Below are 7,130 nucleotides of genomic sequence, written 5' to 3' on the forward strand. Positions count from 1 at the left end.
AGCGGATCCAAAGTGGCGGGCCGCCTCGCACCGCCACCCGCCCGCGTTCATCTCTCGAACGCATCGGCACGGAGCGTGGCGGGATCTGGGCCCTGCGCCCACATGCGGTAGCGGATGTGTCGATCGATCAAAGTGCGGATGCCTGGCACCCAGTGCCGCCATTTGAGAAGTGCAGCATTCAAAAGAGCGCTCATTTGAGCTCGCCCTGCCTCAAGGGTGGCGAGAATCACTCTCAAGGGTGTGCTCAGATGTCACCATCCGGACACCCTGAACCCATCATGTGGTCACTTACCGGTGATCACCCATGGACGGAGCGTCACAGAACCACCTCGCCGGCGCTTCGGATCTCCGCCCGCCTCTCCGCCGCAGGCCCGGAACGCAGACAAAAGCCCGCTCATGTGAGCGGGCTTCGTGGTGGGGCACTGGGTGCCTCCCGGTGGGAGGCGCCGCTCAGCCGCCGGAGGTGTCCAGCTCCGCCTCGGCGCCCACGCCCGCGCAGTCGTACGGGTCCTTCAACCAGCCGTCCGGGAGCGCCACGCGGTTGTTGCCCGAGGTACGCCCCCGGGGGCCGTCCGCGCCGTCCGGCCACGGCTGGTCCAGGTCCAGCTCCCGCAGCTGCGCGTCCAGCTCCGCCAGGGACGAGGTCACCGCGAGCTTCCTGCGCATCTCGGAGCCGACGGCGAAGCCCTTGAGGTACCAGGCCACGTGCTTGCGGAAGTCGATCACGCCCCTGCTCTCGTCGCCGATCCACTCCCCCAGCAGCGTGGCGTGGCGCAGCATGACGTCCGCGACCTGCCGCAGGGCGGGCGTCTGCCGGGCCCCGGTGCCCTCGAAGGCGCCGACCAGGTCGCCGAAGAGCCAGGGCCGGCCCAGGCAGCCGCGGCCGACGACCACGCCGTCGCACCCGGTCTCGCGCATCATCCGCAGGGCGTCGTCGGCGCTCCAGATGTCGCCGTTGCCGAGGACGGGGATCTCCGGGACGTGCTCCTTGAGGCGGGCGATCGCCTCCCAGTCGGCGGTGCCGCCGTAGTGCTGGGCGGTGGTCCTGCCGTGCAGCGCGACGGCCGTGACGCCCTCCTCGACGGCGATGCGGCCGGCGTCGAGATAGGTGAGGTGGTCGTCGTCGATGCCCTTGCGCATCTTGATGGTGACCGGGAGGTCACCGGCGCCCGCCACGGCCTCTCTGAGGATCGCCCGGAGCAGCGGCCGCTTGAACGGCAGCGCCGAGCCGCCGCCCTTGCGGGTGACCTTGGGGACGGGGCAGCCGAAGTTCAGGTCGATGTGGTCGGCGAGGTCCTCCTCGACGATCATCCGGACCGCCTTGCCGACGGTGTCCGGGTCCACTCCGTACAGCTGGATGGAGCGCGGGGTCTCGCTCGCGTCGAAGTGGATGAGCTGCATGGTCTTCTCGTTGCGCTCGACCAGCGCCCGCGTGGTGATCATCTCGCTGACGAACAGCCCCTTGCCGCCGGAGAACTCCCGGCACAGGGTGCGGAACGGGGCGTTGGTGATGCCGGCCATCGGGGCCAGCACCACGGGCGGCTGCACGGTGTGCGGGCCGATACGGAGCGGGGCGGGGGCGGCGGGGGCGAGCGTGGTCATCCCCCCATTGTCGCGCACGCCGCGAAGATCGCTCCCGCCGCCCGCCGGTCCCGCCCAGGCGCCGTCGGGCGCGGCCCCGGCCAGGTGTTCCGGGCCCGGCCCGGCCCCTCTCCGGCCGGGGCGTGCGCCACCCGAGCGGGCCGCCGAGGGCCCCGACGGAGGCCGGTGCGGTCGAGGCGCGGCAGCCCCGCCCGGTACGCCCGCCGGGGCCCGGCCCCGGTCGCCGGGCCCGGCCCTCACGGCACACGTGTGCGGGCCCGGACCGCCGAAGTGGTCCGGGCCCGCGGCCGGCGTCGGGCGCCGGGGGTGGGTCAGCTCTGCGCCGCGTCCTGCCCGGGCGCCTCGTCCTTCGCCCCGGGGGCTGCGGCGCGCTCACGCATCTTGCGCAGCAGCTCCTGCTTCTGGTCGGCCGACGCCTTGCGGTCGGCTTCGCGTGCGGGGCCGTTGCCCTGCTGGTCGGCGCGGGACAGCTTCTTGCGCTGTCCGCCTACGCCGAGGAGGTTGTTGCGGCTCTTGGCCACGGCGTTCTCCCATTCGTGGTGAGACGTGAGGTCGGAAGTGGTCGGGGAACCGGTGGATCGGTTCGACGGCGGGCGGGCCCTTCGCGGTCCGGGCCCGCCGCGCGCTCACTCGTAGATCTGGAAGAACGAGTACATGCCGGAAAGGTACCTCGGAGACCGGACCCCGCTCACCCGGTTTTCGGGGTGAGCGGGGTCCGGCGCCAGGCGGACGGGCCGGCCGCCGCCCGGTGGGCCTCGGCCACGGCCCCCTCACGGGGAAGCCCCCGGGCGCGGTCGCGGACCCGGGGGCTTCGTCACCGTACGGCTGCGGCGTCAGCAGCCCAGCAGACGGGAGCCGAGGTAGGCCTGGATCTGGTCCAGGGAGACCCGCTCCTGCTTCATGGTGTCGCGCTCGCGCACGGTCACCGCGTTGTCGTCCAGGGTGTCGAAGTCGACGGTGACGCAGAACGGCGTGCCGATCTCGTCCTGGCGGCGGTAGCGGCGGCCGATGGCGCCCGCGTCGTCGAACTCGATGTTCCAGTTCTGCCGCAGGTCGGTCGCGAGGCCCTTGGCCTTCGGGGACAGCTGCGGGTTGCGGGACAGCGGCAGGACCGCGACCTTGACCGGCGCCAGGCGCGGGTCGAGGCGCATCACGGCGCGCTTCTCCATGACGCCCTTGGCGTTGGGGGCCTCGTCCTCGCTGTAGGCGTCGAGCAGGAACGCCAGCATCGCTCGGCCGACACCGGCCGCGGGCTCGATGACGTACGGCGTGTAGCGCTCGCTCTTCTCCTGGTCGAAGTAGGAGAGGTCCGTACCCGAGGCCTTGGAGTGCGCCGTGAGGTCGTAGTCGGTGCGGTTGGCGACGCCCTCCAGCTCGCCCCACTCGCTGCCGCCGAAGCGGAAGCGGTACTCGATGTCGGCGGTGCGCTTGGAGTAGTGGGAGAGCTTCTCCTGCGGGTGCTCGAACCAGCGCATGTTCTCCTCGCGCATGCCGAGGCCGGTGTACCAGTTCCAGCGCTGCTGCATCCAGTACTCCTGCCACTCCTCGTCCTCACCCGGCTTGACGAAGAACTCCATCTCCATCTGCTCGAACTCGCGGGTGCGGAAGATGAAGTTGCCCGGAGTGATCTCGTTCCGGAAGGACTTGCCCATCTGCGCGATGCCGAACGGCGGCTTCTTGCGCGAGGTCTGCTGCACCTGGCCGAAGTTGGTGAAGATGCCCTGGGCGGTCTCCGGGCGCAGGTAGGCGACGGAGCCGGAGTCCTGGGTCGGGCCGAGGTGGGTCGACAGGAGGCCGGAGAACTGCTTGGGCTCGGTGAAGGTGCCCTTGTTGCCGCAGTTGGGGCAGTTGAGGTCGGCGAGGCCGTTCGCCGGGAGCTTGCCGTGCTTCTCCTCGTACGCCTCCTCCAGGTGGTCGGCGCGGTAGCGCTTGTGGCAGGAGGTGCACTCGGTGAGCGGGTCCGAGAACGTGGCGACGTGGCCGGAGGCGACCCAGACCTCGGGGGCCAGGATGACCGACGAGTCGAGGCCGACCACGTCCTCGCGGGAGGTGACCATGTAGCGCCACCACTGGCGCTTGAGGTTCTCCTTCAGCTCAACACCCAGCGGTCCGTAGTCCCAGGCGGCCTTCTGGCCACCGTAGATCTCACTGCAGGGGTAGACGAAGCCACGGCGCTTGCTCAGGCTGACGATGGTGTCGATCTTGTCGGCGGCCACGGTGCTCTCTTCATTACGACGGCGGAACTGGACAGGAACGGCGCGAACCGCCTCGGTCGGACGGTGCTCGGGGGAGACGGGCGGCGAATGACTCAGATTAGCGGCGCGCGCACCCATTGGATCAAATCGGTGGGGGTCCGAGGACACCGGAACCACCATCCGGTCATCTCATCAGCCTTGTTGACAATCGTTTCCACTTTAGTTGAAAATGGATGTCATGAACGTACGCCGCCTCATACCCACCACCGCCGTCGCCGGAGCAGTCGTCCTCGGCCTCACGACGCTCTCCGCCTGCTCCTCCTCCGACGCGACCGGCGGGGGGAGCGACGGCAAGCTGGGCGTCGTGGCGTCCTTCTACCCGATGCAGTACCTCGCCGAGGAGATAGGCGGGTCGCACGTGTCCGTCACCACGCTGACGAAGCCGGGCGTCGAGCCGCACGACCTGGAGCTCTCCCCCAGGCAGATCGGCTCGCTGAGCGACGCCGACTACATCCTGTACCTCAAGGGCATCCAGCCCGCCGTGGACGACGCGGTGGGCCAGGCCGGGGTGAAGAACACCGTGGACGCGGCCTCCCTCACCACGCTGGAGGACCACGGCACCGAGGTCGACGGCCACGACCACGAGGGCGAGGACGGCGAGGACCACGACCACGAGGGCGAGGACCACGGCCACGAGCACGTGGGTGCCGACCCGCACATCTGGCTGGACCCGGTGAAGTACGCCGAGGTCGCCGAAGGCGTCGGCACGTCCCTGGAGAAGGCCGACCCCGACCACGCCGCCGACTACCGCGAGAACACCGCGAAGCTGGTCGACGAGCTGAACGCCCTGGACGAGGCGTACGAGGCCGGGCTGAAGGACACCGCCACCACGACCTTCATCACCACCCACTCCGCCTTCGGCTACCTCGCCGAGCGCTACGGCCTCACCCAGGAGGGCATCGCCGGCCTCGACCCCGAGGCCGAGCCCAGCCCGGCCCGGATCAACGAGATCCACGCGGTCGCCGAGAAGAGCAAGGCGACCACCGTGTTCTTCGAGACGCTCGCCAGCGACAAGACCGCCTCCACCCTGGCCAAGGACCTCGGCCTCAGGACGGACGTCCTGGACCCGCTGGAGGGAATCACCGACCGGTCCAAGGGCGCTGACTACCTGGAGGTCATGAAGTCCAACCTGGCCGCGCTGCAGAAGGCACTCGGCGCGAAGTGACCCCGCTCCCCCCTTCCCCGCCGGCAGCATCGGAGGCGCTCATGCCCGAGCCCACAACGTCCGAACCCGTGATCAGCATGCGCGCAGGGACGGCCACGCTCGGTGCGCGCCCCGTGCTGCGCGGCGTGGACCTGACCGTCCACCGGGGCGAGGTCGTGGCCCTGCTGGGCGCCAACGGCTCCGGCAAGTCCACCGCCGTACGCTCGGTCATCGGCCAGGTCCCGCTCACCGGGGGCTCCGTGGAGCTCTTCGGCACCCCGCTGCGCCGCTTCCGGCGGTGGGCGCGCGTCGGCTACGTACCGCAGCGCACCACCGCCGCCGGCGGGGTCCCGGCCACGATCCGGGAGGTGGTCTCCTCCGGGCGGCTCTCGCGCACGAGGCTGCGGCCGCCGGGCAAGGCGGACCGTGCGGCGGTCGACCGGGCCATCGCGCTCGTCGGCCTCGGCGACCGGGCCAAGGACTCCGTGGACGCCCTCTCCGGCGGCCAGCACCAGCGCGTGCTGATCGCGACGGTGCTGCTCGTCCTGCACGAACTCGGCCCCCTGGAGCCGCTGATCGACCGGGCGGTCGTGCTGCGTGACGGCTGCGTCATGCACGACGGACCGCCCCCCGAGGCCGTCGGCCAGCACGCGCTGCCCGGCCACGACCACGTACACCCCCACGCGGCCATGGAGCCCGTCCGGACGGGACTGCTGACCTGATCATGGAATTCCTCTCACCCCCCTTCATGCAGCGGGCCCTGATCGCGGCCGTGCTGGTCGGGATCACCGCGCCCGCCATCGGCATCTACCTGGTCCAGCGCCGGCAGGCGCTGATGGGCGACGGCATCGGGCACATCGCCATGACCGGTGTCGGCCTCGGCTTCCTGATGTCCGCCAACCCCGTCTGGATGGCCACCCTGGTGGCCGTCGCGGGTTCGGTCGTCATGGAACTGATCCGCTGGTACGGGCGTACCCGCGGCGACATCGCCCTGGCCATGCTCTTCTACGGCGGTATGGCGGGCGGGGTGATGCTGATCAACCTCTCCGACACGGGCTCCAACGCCAACCTCACGTCGTACCTCTTCGGCTCGCTGTCGACGGTCTCCGAAGAGGACGTCACCACCATCGCGGTCCTGGCCGCCCTCGTGGTCCTCGTCACCGTGGGGCTGCGGCGGCAGTTGTTCGCGGTCAGCCAGGACGAGGAGTTCGCCCGGGTCACCGGGCTGCCGGTGCGGGTGCTCAACCTGCTGGTCGCCGTGGTGGCGGCGGTCACGGTCACCGTGGCGATGCGCGTCGTCGGCCTGCTGCTGGTCAGCGCGCTGATGGTGGTGCCGGTCGCGGCCGCCCAGCAGATCGCGAAGTCCTTCAAGGTGACGTTCGTGCTGTCCGTCGTCATCGGCACGGCCGTGACCCTGGCGGGCACCGTGACCTCGTACTACCAGGACGTACCGCCCGGGGCGACGATCGTGCTGCTGGCCATCGCCGCGTTCGTGGCGCTGACCGCGCTCGCCGCCCCGCTGGCCCGCAGGAGGGCCCGCGCCCAGGAACCGGAGCCCGCCGAGTGCACCCTGGAGGTACCGGGCGCACGCCCCGGCGCGGACGACGTGCGCGTATGACCGTGCGACGCGGCCGGGCTGGCACAATGGCCCGACATACGTACGGGCGACATGAGGAGGCAGCTGTGGCGACGGCGCCGATCAGTGGCACGAACGCGGCTCCGGTGCGCGGCCGCTCGACCCGGCAGCGGGCGGCGGTCGCGGCGGCACTCGACGAGGTCGACGAGTTCCGCAGCGCCCAGGATCTCCATGACGTGCTCAAGCACCGCGGGGACTCCGTCGGCCTGACCACGGTCTACCGCACCCTGCAGTCCCTCGCCGACGCCGGCGAGGTCGACGTGCTGCGCACCACGGACGGAGAGGCGGTCTACCGCCGCTGCTCCACCGGTGACCACCATCACCACCTGGTGTGCCGGGTCTGCGGCAAGGCGGTCGAGGTCGAGGGCCCCGCCGTGGAGCAATGGGCCGAGACCATCGCCTCGCAACACGGTTACGTCAACGTGGCGCACACCGTGGAGGTCTTCGGCACCTGTGCGGAGTGCGCGTCGGGCTCCGCACCGAAGTAGCCGCG

At 70.9% G+C, this 7,130-nt stretch carries 7 protein-coding genes; 4 read left to right on the top strand and 3 right to left on the bottom strand.

The features are described from left to right. Nucleotides 1-450 precede the first annotated feature (450 nt). From dusB to IH13_RS0109080, 3 genes are all read right to left on the bottom strand, one after another. The gene (gene dusB, locus IH13_RS0109070) at nt 451-1,602 is read right to left on the bottom strand and encodes a tRNA dihydrouridine synthase DusB (protein WP_031082700.1); all 1,152 of its coding nucleotides are present in this window, start codon (nt 1,600-1,602) and stop codon (nt 451-453) included. 311 nt (nt 1,603-1,913) lie between these two features. Next, nucleotides 1,914-2,123 (bottom strand): DUF6243 family protein, encoded by a 210-nt coding sequence (locus tag IH13_RS0109075; protein WP_031082702.1) that lies wholly within the window; start codon nt 2,121-2,123, stop codon nt 1,914-1,916. 312 nt (nt 2,124-2,435) lie between these two features. Then, a complete protein-coding gene (locus IH13_RS0109080) occupies nt 2,436-3,818 on the bottom strand; it encodes a glycine--tRNA ligase (RefSeq protein ID WP_031082704.1) in 1,383 nt (460 codons plus the stop codon). Between the two features lie 217 nt (nt 3,819-4,035). Between IH13_RS0109080 and IH13_RS0109085 the strand changes: the two genes are divergently transcribed. The 4 genes from IH13_RS0109085 to IH13_RS0109100 all read left to right on the top strand — a co-directional run bounded on the left by IH13_RS0109085 (nt 4,036) and on the right by IH13_RS0109100 (nt 7,125). Next, nucleotides 4,036-5,022, top strand: coding sequence for a metal ABC transporter substrate-binding protein (locus tag IH13_RS0109085; RefSeq protein WP_031082706.1), 987 nt, complete (start codon nt 4,036-4,038; stop codon nt 5,020-5,022). 41 nt (nt 5,023-5,063) lie between these two features. Further along, entirely contained in the window at nt 5,064-5,723 is a 660-nt protein-coding gene (locus IH13_RS0109090) for a metal ABC transporter ATP-binding protein (protein WP_031082709.1), read from the top strand. Nucleotides 5,724-5,725: 2 nt separating this feature from the next. Continuing rightward, nucleotides 5,726-6,619, top strand: coding sequence for a metal ABC transporter permease (locus tag IH13_RS0109095; RefSeq protein WP_031082711.1), 894 nt, complete (start codon nt 5,726-5,728; stop codon nt 6,617-6,619). Between the two features lie 65 nt (nt 6,620-6,684). Beyond that, nucleotides 6,685-7,125: a Fur family transcriptional regulator gene (locus IH13_RS0109100; RefSeq protein ID WP_031082712.1), complete on the top strand. Its 441-nt coding sequence runs from the start codon at nt 6,685-6,687 to the stop codon at nt 7,123-7,125. Nucleotides 7,126-7,130: the final 5 nt, after the last annotated feature.

Origin of the sequence: Streptomyces sp. NRRL WC-3549 (genome assembly GCF_000721935.1) — a bacterium.
Classification (GTDB): Bacteria; Actinomycetota; Actinomycetes; order Streptomycetales; family Streptomycetaceae; genus Streptomyces.

What these genes read in the sequence shown, in the direction of transcription:
- IH13_RS0109095 (WP_031082711.1), top strand. Translation starts at nt 5,726, where the DNA reads ATGGAATTCCTCTCACCCCCCTTCATGCAGCGGGCCCTGATCGCGGCC.
- IH13_RS0109085 (WP_031082706.1), top strand. Translation starts at nt 4,036, where the DNA reads ATGAACGTACGCCGCCTCATACCCACCACCGCCGTCGCCGGAGCAGTC.
- IH13_RS0109090 (WP_031082709.1), top strand. Translation starts at nt 5,064, where the DNA reads ATGCCCGAGCCCACAACGTCCGAACCCGTGATCAGCATGCGCGCAGGG.
- dusB (WP_031082700.1), bottom strand. Translation starts at nt 1,602, where the DNA reads ATGACCACGCTCGCCCCCGCCGCCCCCGCCCCGCTCCGTATCGGCCCG.